Below are 17,294 nucleotides of genomic sequence, written 5' to 3' on the forward strand. Positions count from 1 at the left end.
CCAGATCGGCGGTCCGCCTCCCCTGCCCTTCTCAGCGAAACGCGCGCCCGGATGTCACGGGGTAAACCCTCTATCGGGGCGCGGCCTGCCTTGCCTCTTGCGGTCATCGGCGCGCCCGCCTGTACCGCGCGCCCATCCTGACCCGCGAATGGTAAAAACACGGTTAATCGACGCGCAGGCGCTGCGGCGCTTGCCTCTTTCCAAATACGCAAAACCGCCCGCGCAGCGGGCGCCCCTGACCGGAGGCCTCACATGACGATCCAGCTTCACTGCTTCGGCGAATCGGGCAATGCCTACAAGGCCGCGCTGGCGCTCGAACTCTCCGGTCTCGACTGGGAACCGGTCTTCGTGGATTTCTTCGGCGGCGCGACCCGCAGCGAGGACTTCCGCCGCGATCTCAACCCGATGGGCGAGGCCCCGGTGATGGTCGACGGCGACGTCAAGCTGACCCAATCCGGTGTCATCCAGATGTACGTGACCGAGACGACGGGCAAGTTCGGCGGCACCACGCCGGAGGAAGCGCGCGAGGTCATGCGCTGGGTGTTCTGGGACAACCACAAGCTTTCGTCGCAGGCCGGCATGACGCGCTTCCTGATGAACTTCCTGCCCGAGGACAAACGCCCGCAGCCGGTGATCGATTTCATGCAAGGCAGGCTCAAGGCGGCCTATGCCACGCTCGACGCCCATCTCGACGGCCGCGACTGGATCGTCGGCGACGGCCTCACCAATGCCGATCTGTCGTGCTGCGGCTATCTCTATTACCCCGAGCCCTTCGGTTTCGAGCGGCAGGATTGGCCCCATATCGACGCCTGGCTCACGCGGCTCTCGCAGCAGCCCGGCTGGAAGCATCCCTATGCGCTGATGCCCGGCAGCCCCGCGGACCGCGCCTGATCGCGCGCCGATCTGACGTCGCGACGTTTACGTAAACCGCCGTCACGTCACTCTTGAAGAGACCCCCTCCCGGCCTTCACACCAAGGCCAGCACGTACAGCCTGTCAAAGGACGACCCCATGACCGACGCTTATATCTACGACGCGATCCGCACGCCCCGCGGCAAGGGCCGCAAGGACGGCGCCCTGCACGAGATGACCTCGGCGCGCCTCTCCGCCCAGGTGCTGAACAACCTCAAGGCGCGCAACAACCTCGAAGGGCACGCGGTCGAGGACGTGATCTGGGGCAACGTCACCCAGGTCGGCGAACAGGGCGGCTGCCTCGCGCGCACCGCGGTGCTGGCCTCGGATCTCGACGAATCGATTCCCGGCCTCGCCATCAACCGCTTCTGCGCGAGCGGCATGGAAGCGGTGAACCTCGCCGCGAACCAGGTCCGCGGCGGCGCCGGTGAGGCCTATATCGCCGGTGGCGTCGAGATGATGGGCCGCGTCGCCATGGGCTCGGACGGAGCGGCCATCGCCGTCGATCCGTCGATCGCGATGGAGACCTATTTCGTGCCGCAGGGCATTTCGGCCGACATCATCGCCACCGAATACGGCTTTTCGCGCGATGACGCCGACGCCTTCGCGGTCGAAAGCCAGAAGCGCGCCGCGGCCGCCTGGGAAGACGGGCGTTTCGCCAAGTCCGTCGTCACCGTGCGCGACCAGAACGGTCTGCCGATCCTCGATCACGACGAATACATGCGCCCCGGCACCGACATGCAGTCGCTGGGCGGACTCAAGGCGTCGTTCAAGGACATGGGCGAGATGATGCCCGGCTTCGACAAGGTGGCGCTCCTGAAGTACCCGCATCTGGAGAAAATCAACCACATCCACCACGCGGGCAACTCGTCCGGTATCGTGGATGGTGCTGCGGGCGTGCTGATCGCGTCCAAGGAATGGGGCGAAAAGTACGGTCTGAAGCCGCGCGCGCGCATCCGCGCAACCGCGAAGATCGGCACCGATCCGACCATCATGCTGACCGGTCCCGTCCCGGTGACCGAGAAGATCCTGAAGGATCACGGCATGGCGATTGGTGACATCGACCTCTTCGAGGTGAACGAGGCGTTCTCATCCGTGGTGCTGCGCTTCATGCAGGCCTTCGACGTCGATCATTCCAAGCTGAACGTGAACGGGGGCTCCATCGCCATGGGCCACCCGCTGGGTGCGACCGGCGCGATCATCATCGGCACGCTGCTCGATGAGTTGGAGCGTTCGGACAAGGAAACCGGCCTCGCCACGCTTTGCATCGCATCCGGAATGGGTGCGGCCACGATTATCGAGCGCGTGTAAGCGCGGCCCGAGAGGAGACGAAGACAATGACCGATTTCACCATGGACAAAGGCGCCGACGGCGTCGCCCTCATCACCTGGGATTGCCCGGGCAAGACCATGAACGTGCTCTCGATCGATGCGGCGCTGCATCTCGAGACGCTGATCGACGACGCGCTGGCCGATGACGCCGTGAAGGGCATCGTCATCACCTCGGGCAAGGACAGCTTCGCCGCGGGGATGGATCTCAACGTCATCGCCAAGATGAAGGCCGAGGCGGGCGACAATGCCGCGCAGGGGCTCTTCGACGGTATCATGTCGCTGCACAAGGCGCTGCGGAAGATCGAGCTGGCGGGCATGGACCCCAAGACCCAGAAGGGCGGCAAGCCCATCGCGGCGGCGCTTCCGGGCACCGCGCTCGGCATCGGGCTGGAACTGCCGCTTGCCTGTCACCGCATCTTCGTGACCCCCGATCCCAAGGCCAAGATCGGCCTGCCCGAGATCATGGTCGGCATCTTCCCCGGCGCGGGCGGCACCACGCGGCTGGTGCGCAAGATGGGCGCGATGGCGGCCTCGCCCTTCCTGCTGGAAGGCAAGCTTTCCGATCCGTTGAAGGCGAAGGCCGCGGGTCTCGTCGACGAAGTCGTGGCCGATCCGGTCGCGGCGGCGAAGGAATGGGTGCTGCAGGCGGGCGACGCGGATATCGTGAAGCCCTGGGACCAGAAGGGCTACAAGATGCCCGGTGGCGCGCCCTATCACCCGGCGGGCTTCATGACCTTCGTCGGCGCCTCGGCGATGGTGCATGGCAAGACGAAGGGCGTCTACCCGGCGGCCAAGGCGCTGCTCTCGGCGGTCTATGAAGGCGCGCTCGTGCCCTTCGACACCGCGCTCAAGATTGAGGCGCGCTGGTTCACCAACGTGCTGATGAACCCCTCCTCCTCGGCGATGATCCGGTCGCTCTTCATCAACAAGGGCGCGCTGGAAAAAGGCGCCGTGCGTCCGCAGGGCATCGACGACCAGTCGGTGAAGAAAGTGGGCGTTCTGGGTGCCGGCATGATGGGCGCGGGCATCAGCCTCGTCTCGGCGCTCGCGGGCATCGAGGTGGTGCTGATCGACCAGAAGCAGGAGGCCGCCGACAAGGGCAAGGCCTATACCGAGGCTTATCTCGATCAGGGCATCAAGAAGAAGAAGGTCGACGAGGCGAAGAAAGAGCGCGTGCTCGGCCTGATCACCGCGACCACCGATTACGCGGCCCTCGAAGGCTGCGACCTGATCATCGAGGCGGTGTTCGAGGACCCGAAGATCAAGGCCGAGGTGACCGCGAAGGTCGAGGCGGTGATCGGCGAGGACTGCATCTTCGCCACCAACACCTCGACCCTGCCGATCTCGGATCTGGCCAAGGCAAGCCAGCGGCCCGCGCAGTTCATCGGCATCCATTTCTTCTCGCCGGTCGAGAAGATGGCGCTGGTGGAGATCATCAAGGGGCAGGAGACCGGTGACCGCGCGGTGGCCAAGGCGCTGGATTACGTGCGCCAGATCCGCAAGACACCCATCGTGGTGAACGACGCGCGGTTCTTCTACGCCAACCGCTGCATCATCCCCTATATCAACGAGGGCATCCGCATGGTGTCCGAGGGCGTGGCCCCCGCGCTCATCGAGAATGCCGCAAAGATGGTGGGCATGCCGCTCGGGCCGCTGCAGCTGGTGGACGAGACCTCGATCGATCTCGGGGCCAAGATCGCGCGCGCCACGAAGGCCGCGATGGGCGACGCCTACGCGGACGAAGCGGTGGACGAGGTCATCTTCTGGATGGAGGGCGAAGGCCGTCTCGGACGCAAGGCCAATGCGGGCTTCTACAGCTACGACGAGAAGGGCAAGCGCCAGGGTTTCTGGGAAGGGCTTGCGGCCAAGTACGCGGTGGCGGAGACGCAGCCCGAACTGGCCGACGTGCAGCACCGCCTGCTCTTCGCCCAGGCGCTGGAAGCGGTCCGCGCGCTCGAGGACGGGGTGCTGATGGATATCCGCGAGGGTGACGTCGGCGCGATTCTGGGCTGGGGCTTCGCACCGTGGTCGGGCGGGCCGCTTTCCTGGCTCGACATCCTCGGCGCGCCGTATGCGGCCGAGCGTTGCGACCAGCTGACCGAGGCCTTCGGCGAGCGCTTCGCCTGCCCCGCGCTCCTGAGCGAGATGGCCGAGAAGAACCAGAGCTTCTACGGGCGCTTCGCCCCGGAGGCCGCGGCGGCCTGATCCGCCCGATCCGATTGTGCAGCCTACGGCTGCGCATGTCTGGCCCGGTGATCCCTTGGATCACCGGGCTGTTTTTTTCGCGTATTTGGAAAGAGGCAAGCGTAAGTAAGCGGGCTTTGTGGTGCCGGCGCGCGCCGAGTTTGCACCGCGGGAGCCGCCCTTGGCAAAGGGATACCGCGTCGATCAGAACAGGCTGCCTTGTTCGGGCGGTTTCGCCTTGGCCTTCGTTTTCGGGGCCGTGCCGCCGAGGCGCAGCCTGCCGTCCTGGAATTCGATCTCGAGACCGGTGGCGGCTTCGGCGGCGGTTTTCGTGGTGACCACATTGCCATCACCGCGCACCACCGCGTAGCCGCGAGCCAGCGTCGCGCGGTAGCTCAGGGTCTCGTTCAGGCGGCCCATTGCCTTGAGGCGGTCGCGTTCGGTCTTCAGCCGGCTCGTCTGCGCGGCCTGGAGTTGCGCCGTGAGCGCGTCGAGCCTGTCGCGGCTGTCCTTCACCCGGCTCGCGATGGGCTGCACCCGAAGCCGGTCGGCCCGGCGGCCCAGCGCCTCGCGCTTGGTGGCGGCGAGCCGCGCCAGCGCCGGGTCAAGGCGGGTGGTCCAGCCGTGCAACATGCGCCGCGCCTCGCCCGTGCGCGCGCGCAGCCCCGAGGGACGCAGCGCGCCACCTGCCTCTGAGAGCGCCACGCGGCGGGTCTGCACGCCGCGGAACAGCGCCGCGGGCAGGCGATCGGACGCGGTATCGAGCCGCTGGCGCGCGGTTTCGAGCAGCGTCTCGGGCCGCGGCAGGGCGCGGGCGAGGTCGCCCACCCGCTGGGCGCGTGTCTCCAGCCGCTGGCTGACCGCCCGGCTGAGCCGCGCCTGCATCTCGTCCGCCCAGACCATGAGATCGCGCCGCACCGGCACCGCCATCTCGGCCGCCGCCGTGGGTGTGGGCGCACGCCGGTCGGCGGCGAAGTCGATGAGCGTGGTGTCGGTCTCGTGCCCCACCGCCGAGATGAGCGGGATCTCCGAGGCCGCCGCCGCGCGTACCACCGCCTCCTCGTTGAAACCCCAGAGATCCTCGACCGAGCCGCCGCCGCGGGCCACGATCAGCACGTCCGGGCGCGGCACGGCGCCGCCGGGCGAGAGCGCGTTGAACCCGGCGATGGCGCGGGCCACCTCGGGCGCGCAGGCCTGGCCCTGCACCGCCACCGGCCAGATCAGCACCTTGCGCGGAAAGCGGTCGCGCAGCCGGTGAAGGATGTCGCGGATCACCGCCCCCGAGGGCGAGGTCACGACCCCCACCACCTCCGGCAGGAACGGGATGGGCCGCTTGCGGCCTTCGTCGAACAGCCCCTCGGCCGCGAGCATCTTGCGCCGCTTTTCCAGCATCGCCATCAGCGCGCCCATGCCCGCCGGGCGGATCTCCTCGATCACCAGCTGGTATTTCGACTGGCCCGGGAAAGTGGTCAGCCGCCCGACCGCGATCACCTCCATCCCCTCCTCGGGCTGAGTGTCCTGGCGCGCGGCGACCCCTTTCCACATCACCGCGGAGATCACCGCGCGGTCGTCCTTCAGATCGAGATAGACATGTCCCGAGCGCGGCCGCGACACGCGCCCCACCTCGCCGCGGATGCGCACATGGCCGAACTCGCCCTCGATCACGCGCTTCACCGCGCCCGAGATTTCCGAGACGGTGAATTCGGGCGTGTTGCCCGTCTCGTCGCCCTCGATCAGATCCATCGCTGCCTCGCTTGTGTCTTGCCCGGGGCGATCCTAGAACGCGGGGCAGCGCGGGACAATCGGAAGGCACGCCCATGAACATCCTGATCCTCGGTGGCGGCGGACGCGAACACGCCCTGGCCTGGGCGGTCATGCAGAACCCCAAATGCGACAAGCTGATCGTGGCACCGGGCAATGCCGGCATCGCCGAGATCGCCACCTGCGCCACGCTCGATATCGAGGATGGCGGCGCGGTCTGCGAATTCGCCGGCGAGAACGCCATCGATCTGGTCATCATCGGCCCAGAGGCGCCGCTGGCCGCCGGTGTCGCCGACACCCTGCGCGCCGCGCGCATCCCGGTCTTCGGCCCGAGCCGCGCCGCTGCGGAACTCGAAGCCTCGAAGGCCTTCACCAAGGCGGTCTGCGACGCCTGCGGCGCCCCCACCGCCGCCTATGCGCATTTCACCGATCTGGACGCGGCGCGCGCCCATGTCCGTGCGCAGGGCGCGCCCATCGTGATCAAGGCCGACGGGCTTGCGGCAGGCAAGGGCGTGGTCATCGCCGAGACGGTGGCCGAGGCCGAGGCCGCGCTCGAGGACATGTTCGGCGGGGCCTTCGGCGAGGCCGGGGCCGAGGTCGTGATCGAGGAATTCATGCAGGGCGAGGAAGCCTCCTTCTTCGTCCTGGTCGACGGCACCGACGTGCTGCCCATCGGCACCGCGCAGGACCACAAGCGCGTCGGCGAAGGCGATACCGGGCTCAATACCGGCGGCATGGGCGCCTATTCGCCCGCGCCGATAATGACGCCCGAGGTCACCGAGGCCGCGCTCGAGACGATCATCCGCCCCACCATGGCCGAGATGGCGCGCCGCGGGACACCCTACCAGGGCGTGCTCTATGCCGGGCTGATGATCGAGGACGGGATGCCGCGTCTCGTCGAATACAACGTGCGCTTCGGCGATCCCGAAACCCAGGTGCTGATGATGCGCCTGGGCGCGCAGGCGCTCGATCTGATGCAGGCCTGCGCCGAGGGGCGCCTCGCGGAGCAGAAAGTCACCTGGGCCGAGGATCACGCCATGACCGTGGTGCTGGCCGCGGCGGGCTATCCCGGCGCCTATGCGAAAGGCTCGGTGATCGGCGGGCTCGACGCGCTGCCCGAAGACAGCTTTCACATGGCCTTCCATGCCGGGACCGCCACGCGCGACGGCCGGATCGTCGCGGCAGGGGGCCGGGTGCTCAATGCCACCGCGCGCGGGGAGAGCCTGCAGGAAGCGCGCGACCGCGCCTATGGCCTCGTCGACGCGATCGATTGGCCCGACGGCTTCTGCCGCCGCGATATCGGCTGGCGCGCCCTCTCCTCCTGAACCTCCGACGGCCCGGCGCGGCGTCCTTCGGACGCTTTTGCGGCCCCCGCAGCCGGCCGCCCGAGCCGCCTTGGGATCAAAGGCGCGAACCCGCTTCGCGCTTCACCTTTCCGATCAAACGCGCGGGGGTTTGGGGGAAAAAAGCCCCCAACCGCCCGATGATCGGAACGATCGGCGGGCCAGACATGCGCAAGGCCCCCAGGGCCTTGCACCGCGGGATCAGAGGGTGAAAACGGTCGAGCCGGTGGTCTTGCGCGCCTCGAGGGTGCGATGCGCCTCGGCCACGTCCTCAAGCGCGAAACGCTGGTCGATGCGAATCTTCACATCCCCCGAGACCACCTTGTCGAACAGCATCGCCGCCATCTCCTGGCAGGTCGCGTGATCGGCGATATGCGTGAAGAGCGTCGGCCGGGTGATCTTGAGCGAGCCCTTTGCGCCCAGCTCGCCGATATTGAAGGGCGGCACCGGTCCCGACGCATTGCCGAAGGAGATCATCATGCCCAATGGCCGCAACGAGGAAAGCGAGCCCTCGAACGTGTCCTTGCCGACCGCATCCATCACTACGTGCACGCCCTTGCCGTCGGTCAGCTCCTGCACCCGCGCCGCCCAGTCGCCCTCGCGGTAATTGATGCAGGCATCCGCGCCGTGATCGAGCGCGAGCTGGCACTTCTCGTCGGTGCCCGCCGTGCCGATCAGCCGGATGCCCTCGGACTTGGCCCATTGGCAGGCGATGAGGCCCACACCGCCCGCGGCGGCGTGAAACAGCACCGTGTCGCCTTTGGCGATCGGGGTGGTGCGATGGAACAGGTATTGCGTGGTCAGGCCCTGCAGCATCATCGCGGCCCCGGTGTCGAAATCGATCTCGTCGGGCAGCTTGCAGACCTGCGCGGCGGGCATGACGCGCGCCTCGCAATAGGCGCCCGGCGGCTGCGCGGCATAGGCCGCCCGGTCGCCTTCCTTGAGATGCGTGACGCCCTCGCCCACCGCCTCGACGACGCCCGAAGCCTCCATGCCCAGCGCCGCGGGCAGTTTCATCGGGTAGAGACCCGTGCGCTGGTAGACGTCGATGAAGTTCAGCCCGGCCGCCTCGTGCCGGATGCGCAGCTCGCCCGGGCCGGGATCGCCGACCTCGCGATCCACGATCTTGAAGACCTCGGGTCCCCCATGTTCCTCGATGATCACCGTCCGCGCCATGTCACGTCTCCCCTTTGTCATTCAGAATTTCGATCCCGACCGCCTGTTCGGAAAAAGCCAGGAACCGGTATGCGTCTTCAGCTAGCACCTCTTGCATCGCTTTCCATTCGTGATGGCGCCAGCCGGGATAGCCGTAAAGCTCGTCGAACAGCACCACGCTGCCCGCCCTGAGCCGCGGGCGTAGCGCCCCGAGCACGAAGCGCGTGGGCGTGTAGGTGTCGAGATCGAGATGCGCGAAGGTGACCTGCGCCTCCGGGTGCCGCGCCAGCCAGTCCGGCACGGTATCCTGCACCCAGCCCTTCACCAGCGCCACGTTTTCCGCCACCTCCGGCAACTGGCCCTTCAGCGTGAAGCGCCCGGCCTGCCCGCCCTTGGCATGGCCGGTCCAGTCCTCTTCCAGCCCCTCGAAACTGTCGAAACCCCAGATCGTCGTGTCCGGAAGCTGCTTGGCGAAGAGATTCACGCCATGGCCGCGCCAGACCCCGAACTCCGCGAAGAGCCCCCCGGTGCCGTGCCGCGCCACCGCGCGGGACAGGCAATATTTTCGGATCTGGCGCTTTTCGGGAAACAGCATGGCCCCCGACATCGCCTCCCGGAACGTCTCGAAACTGTCCTGCACGGACCACTCGACCAGCAGATCGAGCGGCGAGCGCCGGGGCGCCTCGTCAGACATCGCCGCCGCCGACCGCGAGGACGATCTTGCCGATATGGGTCGAGCCCTCCATCCGCGCATGGGCCGAGGCCGCGGCCTCCAGCGGAAACTCCGAATCCATCACCGGCCCGATCCGGCCCGCCGCCAGCAGCGGCCAGACATGCGCGCGCAGCGCCTCGGCGATCCGCGCCTTCGCGAGGTCCGATTGCGGACGCAGGGTCGAGCCGGTGATGGTCAGCCGCCGCGTCATCACCTGCACGAAGTTCATCTCGAGCTTGGGACTGTCGAGAAAGGCGATCTGCACCAGCCGCCCGTCATCGGCCAGCGCCTTGATGTTGCGCGGGATGTAGGAGCCGCCCACCATGTCGAGGATCAGATGCGCCCCGCCCTCGGCGCGCAACACCGCGACAAAATCCTCCTCGCGGTAATTGATCGCGCGTTCGGCCCCGAGATCGAGGCATGCCTGGCATTTCTCGGCCGATCCGGCGGTCGCGAAGACCCGCGCGCCGAATTGCGCGGCGAGTTGGATCGCCGTGGTGCCGATCCCGGACGAGCCGCCATGGACGAGGAACCGCTCGCCGCCCTGCAAACCGCCGCGCTGGAAGACGTTGGACCAGACAGTGAAGAAGGTCTCGGGCAGACAGGCGGCTTCCTTCAGGCCCATCCCCTCGGGCACCGGCAGGCAATGGGCGGCCTGCGTGACCGCGTATTCCGCGTAGCCGCCCCCGGGCAGCAGCGCGCAGACCTTGTCGCACAGGGCCACGCCCGCGACACCGGGGCCCATCGCCACCACCTCTCCCGAAGCCTCGAGCCCCGGCAGGTCCGAGGCATCGGGCGGCGGATCGTAGAGCCCGGCGCGCTGCAGGGCGTCGGGCCGGTTCACGCCGGCATAGGCGATGCGCAACAGGACCTGTCCGTGCCCGGGTTCGGGGATGGCGCGCGTGACCGGGGTCAGCACCTCCGGCCCGCCCGGCTTCGCGATTTCGACTGCGCGCATCGTTTCCGTCATCGTCGTCTCCCGTCGGTACGCGCAGACCTTGGCCCCTGCCCGCGCCGGAGACAAGCCGCAGCAGGGCGATTGCCACCGCGCGCGGCTCCGCTAGAAAGGCTCCATGATGATGCTGTCCTTCGCCGCCAATCTTGCCGTCGCCGCCGCCGTGCTGGGCGCGCTCTGGCGCGATCTGCCCAGGATGACCCGCGCGCTCGGCCCCGACGGCGCGTCCCGGCGGCTTCTGGCGGCGATATTGGCGACGCTGGCCTGCGCCTCCATCGCGGGGCTGGCGCGGCCCGACAAGGCCGCCGAGATCGCGCATACGCTCTTTCCGCTGCAGATCCTCGCCACGCTCATTGCGCTGCCCCTGCTCGGGCTGCGGGCCCGCGCGGCGCAGGTCGCGGGCCTGCTCGCGCTCCTGCATCTCGGGACGATGGTGACGCTTTACAGCTGAGCGCCCGGCGCCTGCTGACCCGGCACGTCGTCGCGGCGCTTCGGCGGCTTGATCGAGGCGGCGAGATGCGCGGGCCCGGCCATCAGCTTCGACAGGACCGGATTGTCGCGGAAGACCGCCTTCGCCTTCTCGATGGCCATCACGTCGTTGATGCGGCGGTCGAGAAATTCCCAGGTCGCCTGATTGTCGATCGAATCGTCGCCCAGCCAGAACAGCACCGTGGCCGAGTAGACCCCCGAAAGCGTCGCGCGCTTGGTGTACCAGTTGAGATCGTCCGACGTGTCGCCCAGCGCGGTCCAGATCGCATCCGCCGTGCCCCAGATCGCCCGTGCCCCGTCGGGCGCATAGGGCGGCAGCGAGAAGAGCGTGGTGCCCCGGCGCACCGCCTCGCGGTCCTCGGCGACCTCGATGCGGGTGCGGACCGCGAAAGCCACCTTGTCGCGAAAGCGCATGCCCGAGAGGTCCGCCTGTTTCAGCCGGGCCACCATCTGCGCGTCGCCCCGGCGGTGAAACGCCAGTGCGAGATCCACCGCGCCGCGTGGAAAGAGCGCCTTGGCGACGGTCGGCGAGACCTCCGCATCGGCGATGGCGGCGCGGAACGTGGTCTCGGTCCAGCCGTCGAAGGGAACGTGCATCAGCGCCGCGTCGATCAGTTTTTCGGTCGGATCGTCTTGCATGAAACGGGGTCTCCCGGCTGGTTGCGTGTCCTCTGGACAAGGTAGGGTCGCTTTGCTATACGGCCACCTCCTGCAAATATTGCAACTCAATCTAGGAAGGTGGTGACAACCACATGCAGGTTAGTGTTCGCGACAACAACGTCGATCAGGCGCTTCGTGCCCTGAAAAAGAAGCTGCAGCGCGAGGGCGTGTTCCGTGAAATGAAGCTTCGGCAGCATTTCGAGAAACCGTCCGAGAAAAAAGCGCGCGAGAAGGCTGAAGCGATCCGCCGTGCGCGCAAGCTGGCGCGCAAGAAGGCGCAGCGCGAAGGCATGATGTAAGCTTTTGGACACTGGGCGGCGCAAGCCGCCGGTTCAGACGACCCCCGTCGGTACACCCGGTCGGGGGTTTGTCGTTTCCGGGGTCATTGTTTTCGCGCGTCGGGTCCTGTGAAGGGCCGATGCGCGGGTTGATCCCGGGATCGGATCGACGCGTTCCGCGCCGATCCGCTGGGGGCGCTGCCCCCAGACCCCCGGAGGTATTTCTGGTCCGATCGTGAGGGGGGCCGCGCTGGGGTCGCGCGGGTCGCGCATTTGGGGGATCAGCGCGCGGCCGCCAAAATCATGTCCGCGGCTTTCTCGGCGATCATGACCGTGGGCGCGTTGGTATTGCCCGAGGTGATGGTCGGCATGACGCTTGCATCGACGACCCGGAGGCCTCCGATCCCGCGCATCCTGAGCGTGCCGTCCAGCGGGGCGGCATCGTCGGTGCCCATGCGCACGGTGCCCACCGGGTGGAAGATCGTGGTGCCGATATCGCCTGCGGCGCGGGCGAGGTCTTCGTCGCTTTCGGCGCTCACCCCCGGCCTCATCTCCTCGGGCGCGTAATGCGCGAGCCCGGGCTGCGCCATGATGCGGCGCGTGAACCGGATCGCGTCGGCGGCCGTGCGGCGGTCACCCTCGGTCGAAAGGTAGTTCGGCGCGATCTCGGGTGCCGCGCGGAAATCGGGACTGGTGAGCCGCACCTCGCCGCGGGATTCGGGGCGCAGGTTGCAGACGCTCGCGGTCATGGCCGGGAAATCGTGCAGCGGCTCCCCGAAGGCCCCGAGCGACAGGGGCTGCACATGGTATTCCAGATCCGGCGTGGCGAGATCGGGCCGGGACTTGGCGAAGGCCCCGAGTTGCGAGGGGGCCATCGACATCGGGCCCGAGCGGGTGAGCGCGTATTCGAGCCCGATCCTGGCCTTGCCCCAGAGGGTGCTGGCGAGCGTGTTGAGCGTCTTCGCGTCCTTGAGTTTCCAGGCGCAGCGTATCTGCAGATGGTCCTGCAGATTGCCGCCGATCGCGGGCATGTCGCGAGCCACCGCGATGCCGTGCTGCGCAAGATGCTCGGCCGGGCCGATGCCGGAGAGCTGCAGGATGTGCGGCGAGCCGATGGCCCCGGCACAGAGGATCACCTCGGCCCGCGCCGTGGCGGTGCATTCGGTGCCGTTCTGCTCGAAGACGACACCTTTGGCGCGGCCACTCTCGAGCGTCAGCCGCTTGACCTGCGCGTCGGTCTCGACCCGGAGACGGCCTTCGGGCGCGCCTTTGAGGAAGGCTTTCGCCATGGACACGCGCCAGCCGCGCTTCTGGCTCACGCGGAAATAGCTCACCCCTTCGTTGTTGCCGGTGTTGAAATCGTCGACCTTGGGGATGCCCGCTTGCGATGCGGCCTCCATCCAGTCGTCGAGCACTTTCCAGGACAGGCGCTGGTTCTCGATCCGCCAGGGGCCGCCCGCGCCGTGATGGGCGCTTTCGCCGTCGACGTAATCCTCGCTGCGCTTGAAATAGGGCAGCACGTCGTCCCAGCCCCAGCCCGCAAGGCCCATCTGCCGCCAGCCGTCGTAATCGGCAGCCTGCCCGCGCAGGTAGAGCATGCCGTTGATCGCCGAGCAGCCGCCGAGGATGCGCCCGCGCGGATAGAGCAGCGACCGGCCGTTGAGCCCCGGCTCTTCGCGGGTCTTGAACATCCAGTCGGTGCGCGGATTGCCGATGCAGTAGAGATAGCCCATCGGGATATGCACCCAATGGTAATTGTCGCGCCCGCCCGCTTCGAGAAGGGTCACCCGGTGCCCGGCATCGGCGAGCCTGCGCGCCACGACGCAGCCCGCGCTGCCGGCCCCCACGACGATGTAATCCGTCTCGATCCGCATCTCGTTCCCCCCCGAAGCCTCTGACGCGAGAAGTGCCGGATCGGGGCTTCGGATACAAGGGCGCCCCCGAACCGACGGGCTCGGGGGCGCTGTGGCATCGCCGGGTCGAGCGCGTCTACTCTGCGGGGACCGGGCGCACGCCGGGCGGCGGGGTCGGGTCCGCGCCGTAAAGCTCGCCCGGCAACTCCGGCGGCATGGCGTGGTCGGCCTCGTCGTCGTTGCGGTAACGCTGGTTGTGGCGATAGACCATCAGCGGATCCCAGCTCAGCGCCTTGAAGAGGCCGATCAGGATCAGGAAGATCACCACCGCGAACGGAAAGCCCGCGACCACCGCGGCGGCCTGCAGCGCCGAAAGGCCACCTGCAAGGAGCAGGACCGAGGCCACCGCGCCTTCGGATATGGCCCAAAAGATCCGCTGCACCTTGGGCGGGTTCGGATCGCCGCCCGCGGTCAGCATGTCGATCACGAAGGAGCCCGAATCCGAGGAGGTGACGAACCACAGGACAATGAGGATGATCGCGAAGCCCGACATCAGGTCGGCCGCCGGGAAGTAATCCAGCAGGGCGAACATCGCGTCGCCATAGGCGTTCTGCGTGGCCTCCACCAGCGTCCGGTCACCGCCGAGCGAGATGTTCAGGGCGGTGCCGCCGAAGGCGCAGAACCAGAAGAACATGATGGAGGAGGGGATCAGCATCACGCCGATCAGGAACTCCCGGATGGTGCGGCCCCGGCTGATGCGGGCCACAAACACGCCGACGAAGGGGGCCCAGCTGACCCACCAGGCCCAGTAGAAGATCGTCCAGCTGTTCTGCCAGGTGCCGCCCTCGGTCCAGGCCTCGGACCAGGTGCCCCAGGAGACGATATCGCGCACATAGGCCCCGTAGCTCTGCACGAAGGTGTCGAAGATGAAGAGCGTCGGCCCGACGATCAGCATGAAGATCAGGAAGACGACGCTGAGCAGGATATTGAGGCTCGACAGCCGCTTGATCCCGCCATCGAGACCCGCGACCACAGACACGGTCGCCATCGCCGTGATCACGGCGATGATCGCGATCTGGACATAGGCGCTCTGGCCGATGCCGAAGACCTCGCCGAGGCCGGAATTGATCTGCAGCGCCCCGAGGCCCAGCGAGGTGACGATGCCGAACATCGTCCCGAAGACCGCGAGGATGTCCACCACGTCGCCCCAGAAGCCGAAGATCCGGTCCCCGAGGATCGGGTAGAGCGCCGAGCGGATGGTCAGCGGCAGGCCCTTGCGGAAGTGGAAATAGGCAAGGCTCAGCGCGACGATGGCGTAGATGGCCCAGGCGTGAAAGCCCCAGTGCAGGAAGGAGATCGTCATCGCCTGCTTGGCCGCGGCCTCGGTCTCCGCCTCGCCCATCGGGGGCGCGAAGTAATGGTAGATGGGCTCCGCCGCGCCCCAGTAGATCAGGCCGATGCCGATGCCCGCCGAAAACAGCATCGCGACCCAGGAAAACAGGTCATAGGCGGGTGTTTCGTTCATCCGGCCGAGCCGGATATCGCCGAACTTGCCGAAGGCGAGGTAGACCGTGGCGATCAGCAGAATGTTCACCAGCGCGATCATCGCCCAGCCGAAGGTGCCGGCGAGCCAGCTTTGCATGGAGTTGAAGACCGCTCCCGCGGTCTCGCTGAACGCGGCACCGAGAATGATGAAGCTCAGGATAAGGACGGCCGAGGTCGAGAAGACGCGCCTGTTGACCTTGGGAAAGAACAGCAATCTTTCCTGGTTCATCTTGTCCATGTGATCGTTCATGCGCTCTCCCCTGGCTGTGTTCTCGAGGTCGCGGCACAGGCCGCACCGATCCGCGCAATGCGTGAAGGTGCAAATTGGGCGCAGATTTGAGCCACAACTCAGAGGCGTGTGGTTTGGTTCCGGACTTTTTCAGAGCGGCAGCGCGGTCGTCTGCGCCACGCTGCGCAGCGAGAACGAGGAATGCATCTGCGCGACGCCCGGCAGGCGCGTCAGGTAGCGGCGGTGGATCCGGGCGAAATCCTCGGTATCGGCGGCCACGATCTTTAGCAGGTAATCCGCCGTCCCGGCCATCAGGTGACATTCGAGCATGTTCGGAATGCGCCGCACCGCCGTCTCGAACTGGTCGAGGATGTCGTCCGATTGCCGCGACAGCGTGATCTCCACGAAGATGGTCGCGGGCAGGTCCAGCGCGCGGGGATCGAGCAGCGCCACGTAGCGGTCCACCACCCCCTCCTGCTCGAGGCGGGCAACCCTGCGGTGACAGGCCGAGGGCGAGAGCCCGGCCTCTTCGGCGAGATCCGCATTGGAGATACGCCCGCGTTTCTGCAGGATGCCCAGCAGGCGACGATCTATCGTGTCAATGGACATGTTTCGAAGCATCTCCCCCGGTTTGAGCCCTTGGCGGAGGATCATTGCGCAAGCGCCCCGAATTTTCCAGAGATTCGGCGCAGACATTTCCGCTGCGCCGCGCGACACTCGGGCAAATCAGGAAGGAGTACGAGATGAAGATCGGTTGCCCCACGGAGATCAAGGCGCAGGAATTCCGCGTCGGCATCACCCCCGAAGCCGCCGCCGAGGCGGTGGCCCATGGCCACGAGGTTCTGATCCAGGCGGGCGCCGGCGACGGCGCGGGTTTCACGGATGACGATTACACCGCGCAGGGCGCACGCATCCTGCCCGATGCCGAAGCCGTCTTCGAAGAGGCGGAGATGATCGTCAAGGTGAAGGAGCCTCAGGCCAGCGAGCGGAAGATGCTCCGCCGCGGCCAGATCCTCTTTACGTATCTGCACCTCGCCCCCGATCCCGAGCAGACCCGCGACCTCATCGCCTCGGGTGCGACCTGCATCGCCTACGAGACGGTGACCGACGATCGCGGCGGCCTGCCGCTGCTGGCCCCGATGTCCGAGGTTGCGGGTCGCCTCGCGCCGCAGATGGGCGCATGGACGCTGCAGAAGGCCAATGGCGGACGCGGCGTGCTGATGGGCGGCGTGCCCGGCGTCTTTCCCGCGCGCGTCGTGGTGATCGGCGGCGGCATCGTGGGCACCAATGCCGCGCGGGTGGCCGCGGGCATGGGCGCGGACGTGGCCGTGCTCGACCGGTCGCTGGCGCGCCTGCGCACTCTCGACGAGGTCTATCGCGGCACGTTCAAGACCGTCTATGCCAGCCGCGCCGCAACGGCGGAGCTGGTAACCGAGGCCGACATGGTGATCGGCGCGGTTCTGGTCCCCGGTGCTGCCGCGCCGAAACTCGTCAGCCGCGACCAGCTTTCGGGCATGAAGCCCGGGGCCGCGCTGGTGGACGTGGCCATCGACCAGGGCGGCTGCTTCGAGACCTCGAAGGCCACCACCCATCAGGACCCGATCTACGAGGTCGACGGCATCATGCATTACTGCGTGGCCAACATGCCCGGCGCGGTCGCCCGGTCCTCGACGCTGGCGCTCGGCAACGCGACCATGCCCTACATGCTGGCGCTGGCCGACAAGGGCTGGCGCACGGCCTGCCAGGACGATCCGAACCTCCTGAACGGGCTCAACGTGCATGACGGCAAGCTGACCTATTACGCGGTGGGCCGCGCGCTCGGCATCGACGTGACGGCGCCGCAGCTGATCCTGCGCGACGGCGCTTGACGGCTGAGCGAGGATCGCTC

General features: G+C 67.5%; 15 protein-coding genes. 7 read left to right on the top strand and 8 right to left on the bottom strand.

Annotated features, from left to right (window positions below; all coding sequences use genetic code 11):
- The first annotated feature begins 252 nt into the window (after nucleotides 1-252).
- From BW990_RS17180 to BW990_RS17190, 3 genes are all read left to right on the top strand, one after another.
- Nucleotides 253-891: a glutathione S-transferase family protein gene (locus BW990_RS17180; protein WP_076449985.1), complete on the top strand. Its 639-nt coding sequence runs from the start codon at nucleotides 253-255 to the stop codon at nucleotides 889-891.
- Nucleotides 892-1,010: 119 nt separating this feature from the next.
- Nucleotides 1,011-2,222: an acetyl-CoA C-acetyltransferase gene (locus tag BW990_RS17185; protein ID WP_076449987.1), complete on the top strand. Its 1,212-nt coding sequence runs from the start codon at nucleotides 1,011-1,013 to the stop codon at nucleotides 2,220-2,222.
- A 26-nt stretch (nucleotides 2,223-2,248) separates the two neighbouring features.
- A complete protein-coding gene (locus BW990_RS17190) occupies nucleotides 2,249-4,447 on the top strand; it encodes a 3-hydroxyacyl-CoA dehydrogenase NAD-binding domain-containing protein (protein ID WP_076449990.1) in 2,199 nt (732 codons plus the stop codon).
- 183 nt (nucleotides 4,448-4,630) lie between these two features.
- Here the strand turns inward: BW990_RS17190 and xseA are convergent, their stop codons facing one another.
- On the bottom strand, nucleotides 4,631-6,169 hold the full coding sequence (gene xseA, locus BW990_RS17195; RefSeq protein WP_076449992.1) for an exodeoxyribonuclease VII large subunit: 1,539 nt from the start codon (nucleotides 6,167-6,169) through the stop codon (nucleotides 4,631-4,633).
- 74 nt (nucleotides 6,170-6,243) lie between these two features.
- Here xseA and purD point away from each other — a divergent pair, with 74 nt between their 5' ends.
- The gene (gene purD, locus BW990_RS17200; RefSeq protein WP_076449995.1) at nucleotides 6,244-7,512 is read left to right on the top strand and encodes a phosphoribosylamine--glycine ligase; all 1,269 of its coding nucleotides are present in this window, start codon (nucleotides 6,244-6,246) and stop codon (nucleotides 7,510-7,512) included.
- A 219-nt stretch (nucleotides 7,513-7,731) separates the two neighbouring features.
- Here purD and BW990_RS17205 read toward each other — a convergent pair whose 3' ends face one another.
- The 3 genes from BW990_RS17205 to BW990_RS17215 are packed head-to-tail and all read right to left on the bottom strand — an operon-like array spanning nucleotide 7,732 to nucleotide 10,367.
- Nucleotides 7,732-8,706, bottom strand: a complete 975-nt coding sequence (locus tag BW990_RS17205; RefSeq protein ID WP_076449998.1) for a quinone oxidoreductase family protein — start codon at nucleotides 8,704-8,706, stop codon at nucleotides 7,732-7,734.
- A gap of 1 nt (nucleotide 8,707) precedes the next feature.
- Nucleotides 8,708-9,379, bottom strand: a complete 672-nt coding sequence (locus tag BW990_RS17210; protein ID WP_076450001.1) for a TylF/MycF/NovP-related O-methyltransferase — start codon at nucleotides 9,377-9,379, stop codon at nucleotides 8,708-8,710.
- Entirely contained in the window at nucleotides 9,372-10,367 is a 996-nt protein-coding gene (locus tag BW990_RS17215; protein WP_076450004.1) for an NAD(P)H-quinone oxidoreductase, read from the bottom strand. Before BW990_RS17215 ends, BW990_RS17210 begins: the two co-directional genes overlap by 8 nt.
- Nucleotides 10,368-10,470: 103 nt before the next feature.
- On the opposite strand from BW990_RS17215, the gene BW990_RS17220 reads away from it, so the two are divergent.
- Entirely contained in the window at nucleotides 10,471-10,803 is a 333-nt protein-coding gene (locus tag BW990_RS17220) for a hypothetical protein (protein ID WP_076450007.1), read from the top strand.
- Here the strand turns inward: BW990_RS17220 and BW990_RS17225 are convergent.
- The gene (locus BW990_RS17225; RefSeq protein ID WP_076450009.1) at nucleotides 10,794-11,480 is read right to left on the bottom strand and encodes a COQ9 family protein; all 687 of its coding nucleotides are present in this window, start codon (nucleotides 11,478-11,480) and stop codon (nucleotides 10,794-10,796) included. The two genes, BW990_RS17220 and BW990_RS17225, sit on opposite strands and share 10 nt — an antisense overlap.
- A gap of 113 nt (nucleotides 11,481-11,593) precedes the next feature.
- Here BW990_RS17225 and rpsU point away from each other — a divergent pair, with 113 nt between their 5' ends.
- Entirely contained in the window at nucleotides 11,594-11,800 is a 207-nt protein-coding gene (rpsU, locus tag BW990_RS17230) for a 30S ribosomal protein S21 (protein ID WP_049641104.1), read from the top strand.
- Nucleotides 11,801-12,060: 260 nt separating this feature from the next.
- Here the strand turns inward: rpsU and BW990_RS17235 are convergent, their stop codons facing one another.
- From BW990_RS17235 to BW990_RS17245, 3 genes are all read right to left on the bottom strand, one after another.
- A complete protein-coding gene (locus tag BW990_RS17235; protein WP_076450012.1) occupies nucleotides 12,061-13,653 on the bottom strand; it encodes a GMC family oxidoreductase in 1,593 nt (530 codons plus the stop codon).
- A 115-nt stretch (nucleotides 13,654-13,768) separates the two neighbouring features.
- A complete protein-coding gene (locus BW990_RS17240) occupies nucleotides 13,769-15,427 on the bottom strand; it encodes a BCCT family transporter (RefSeq protein ID WP_234990294.1) in 1,659 nt (552 codons plus the stop codon).
- A gap of 129 nt (nucleotides 15,428-15,556) precedes the next feature.
- Complete coding sequence (locus tag BW990_RS17245) at nucleotides 15,557-16,015, bottom strand: Lrp/AsnC family transcriptional regulator (protein WP_076450015.1); 459 nt, start codon at nucleotides 16,013-16,015, stop codon at nucleotides 15,557-15,559.
- A 134-nt stretch (nucleotides 16,016-16,149) separates the two neighbouring features.
- On the opposite strand from BW990_RS17245, the gene ald reads away from it, so the two are divergent.
- The gene (ald, locus tag BW990_RS17250) at nucleotides 16,150-17,274 is read left to right on the top strand and encodes an alanine dehydrogenase (protein ID WP_076450017.1); all 1,125 of its coding nucleotides are present in this window, start codon (nucleotides 16,150-16,152) and stop codon (nucleotides 17,272-17,274) included.
- The last annotated feature ends 20 nt before the right edge of the window (nucleotides 17,275-17,294 follow it).

This window comes from Roseivivax lentus, from assembly GCF_900156805.1.
In the GTDB taxonomy this organism is placed as follows: domain Bacteria; phylum Pseudomonadota; class Alphaproteobacteria; order Rhodobacterales; family Rhodobacteraceae; genus Roseivivax; species Roseivivax lentus.

Excerpts from the sequence above, each read along its gene's own strand:
- BW990_RS17180 (WP_076449985.1), top strand. The coding sequence starts at position 253 with ATGACGATCCAGCTTCACTGCTTCGGCGAATCGGGCAATGCCTACAAG.
- BW990_RS17185 (WP_076449987.1), top strand. The coding sequence starts at position 1,011 with ATGACCGACGCTTATATCTACGACGCGATCCGCACGCCCCGCGGCAAG.
- BW990_RS17190 (WP_076449990.1), top strand. The coding sequence starts at position 2,249 with ATGACCGATTTCACCATGGACAAAGGCGCCGACGGCGTCGCCCTCATC.
- xseA (WP_076449992.1), bottom strand. The coding sequence starts at position 6,169 with ATGGATCTGATCGAGGGCGACGAGACGGGCAACACGCCCGAATTCACC.
- purD (WP_076449995.1), top strand. The coding sequence starts at position 6,244 with ATGAACATCCTGATCCTCGGTGGCGGCGGACGCGAACACGCCCTGGCC.
- BW990_RS17205 (WP_076449998.1), bottom strand. The coding sequence starts at position 8,706 with ATGGCGCGGACGGTGATCATCGAGGAACATGGGGGACCCGAGGTCTTC.
- BW990_RS17210 (WP_076450001.1), bottom strand. The coding sequence starts at position 9,379 with ATGTCTGACGAGGCGCCCCGGCGCTCGCCGCTCGATCTGCTGGTCGAG.
- BW990_RS17215 (WP_076450004.1), bottom strand. The coding sequence starts at position 10,367 with ATGACGGAAACGATGCGCGCAGTCGAAATCGCGAAGCCGGGCGGGCCG.
- BW990_RS17220 (WP_076450007.1), top strand. The coding sequence starts at position 10,471 with ATGATGATGCTGTCCTTCGCCGCCAATCTTGCCGTCGCCGCCGCCGTG.
- BW990_RS17225 (WP_076450009.1), bottom strand. The coding sequence starts at position 11,480 with ATGCAAGACGATCCGACCGAAAAACTGATCGACGCGGCGCTGATGCAC.
- rpsU (WP_049641104.1), top strand. The coding sequence starts at position 11,594 with ATGCAGGTTAGTGTTCGCGACAACAACGTCGATCAGGCGCTTCGTGCC.
- BW990_RS17235 (WP_076450012.1), bottom strand. The coding sequence starts at position 13,653 with ATGCGGATCGAGACGGATTACATCGTCGTGGGGGCCGGCAGCGCGGGC.
- BW990_RS17240 (WP_234990294.1), bottom strand. The coding sequence starts at position 15,427 with ATGAACGATCACATGGACAAGATGAACCAGGAAAGATTGCTGTTCTTT.
- BW990_RS17245 (WP_076450015.1), bottom strand. The coding sequence starts at position 16,015 with ATGTCCATTGACACGATAGATCGTCGCCTGCTGGGCATCCTGCAGAAA.
- ald (WP_076450017.1), top strand. The coding sequence starts at position 16,150 with ATGAAGATCGGTTGCCCCACGGAGATCAAGGCGCAGGAATTCCGCGTC.